2 protein-coding genes are annotated in these 1,438 nt (G+C 66.6%); both read left to right on the forward strand.

Annotated elements, in window-relative coordinates:
- Window positions 1-186 (forward strand): RsmE family RNA methyltransferase (locus tag M529_RS0123945; protein WP_031293938.1); only part of this gene is annotated, 186 nt, incomplete at its 5' end.
- Between the two features lie 102 nt (window positions 187-288).
- Window positions 289-1,438: glutamate--cysteine ligase (locus M529_RS25360; protein ID WP_021316087.1), on the forward strand; the 1,150-nt coding region annotated here is incomplete at its 3' end.

Below are 1,438 nucleotides of genomic sequence, written 5' to 3' on the forward strand. Positions count from 1 at the left end.
CCCGGCCATCCCGGCCCCGCCGCCTTCCTGATCGGGCCGGAAGGCGGCTTCGATCCCGCCGAACGCGACGCCATCCGCGCCGTGCCCGACGCGGTGCCGGTCTCGCTTGGGCCCCGCATACTGCGCGCCGAAACCGCCGCCATCGCCGCGACCGCCGCCTGGATGACGCTCAACGGCGACTGGTAACAGTTGCAAAGCGAAATGGGATTGCAGCCGTCATAGAGGCAACTTATGTGTCCCCCGCGCGCTCTTGTTTGACGCGCAGAGGGGAAGCACTAAGGGCGGGGCATGAGCACGAGAACCGATTCAGGGGGCGATGATCCCGTAATCGAAAGCCGCGACCAGCTGATCGCGGCCTTTGCGAAGGGCGAAAAGCCCCGGGACCGCTGGCGCATCGGCACCGAGCACGAGAAGTTCGTCTATTCCCGCAAGGATCATCACGCCCCCTCCTATGAGGAAAAGGGCGGCATCCACACGCTGCTGATCGGCCTCACCCGCTATGGCTGGCAACCGGTGTTCGAGGGCGAGAATATCATCGCCCTGTCCGGCACCGACGGCACGATCAGCCTGGAGCCCGCGGGCCAGCTGGAACTGTCCGGCGCGCCGCTCGACAATCTGCACCAGACCTGCGCGGAAACCGGCCGCCATCTGGAGCAGGTCAAATATGTCGGCGACATGCTGGGCCTGGGATTCCTCGGCCTCGGCATGTGGCCCGACAAGCGCCGCGAAGACCTGCCCATCATGCCCAAGGGCCGATACGACATCATGCTGCGGCACATGCCGCGCGTCGGATCGCTCGGCCTCGACATGATGCTGCGAACCTGCACCATCCAGACCAATCTCGACTATGGCAGCGAGGCGGACATGGCGCAGAAATTCCGCGTCAGCCTGGCGCTCCAGCCGCTCGCGACCGCGCTGTTCGCCAATTCGCCCTTCACCGACGGCAGGCCCAACGGCTATCTCTCCTACCGCAGCCATATCTGGTCGGACACCGACCCCAGCCGCACCGGCATGCTGCCCTTCGTGTTCGAGGACGGCTTCGGCTATGAACGCTATGCCGACTATGCGCTCGATGTGCCGATGTACTTCGTCTATCGCGACGGCCGCTATATCGACGCGGCGGGGCTCAGCTTCCGCGACTTCCTTGACGGCAGGCTGTCCGTCCTCCCCGGCGAGAAGCCGACCGAGAAGGACTGGGAGGACCATCTGTCCACCGCCTTCCCCGAAGTGCGGATGAAGAGCTTCCTGGAAATGCGCGGCGCCGATGGCGGCCCGTGGAACCGCATCTGCGCGCTGCCCGCGCTCTGGGTCGGCCTGCTCTATGACCAGGGCGCGCTCGACGCCGCCTGGGATCTGGTGAAGGACTGGAGCATGGAGGCGCGCCAGGCGCTGCGCGACTCCGTGCCCCGGCTCGGCCTCGACGCGCCGCTCGGCGACG

Source organism: Sphingobium ummariense RL-3, from assembly GCF_000447205.1.
Classification (GTDB): Bacteria; Pseudomonadota; Alphaproteobacteria; order Sphingomonadales; family Sphingomonadaceae; genus Sphingobium; species Sphingobium ummariense.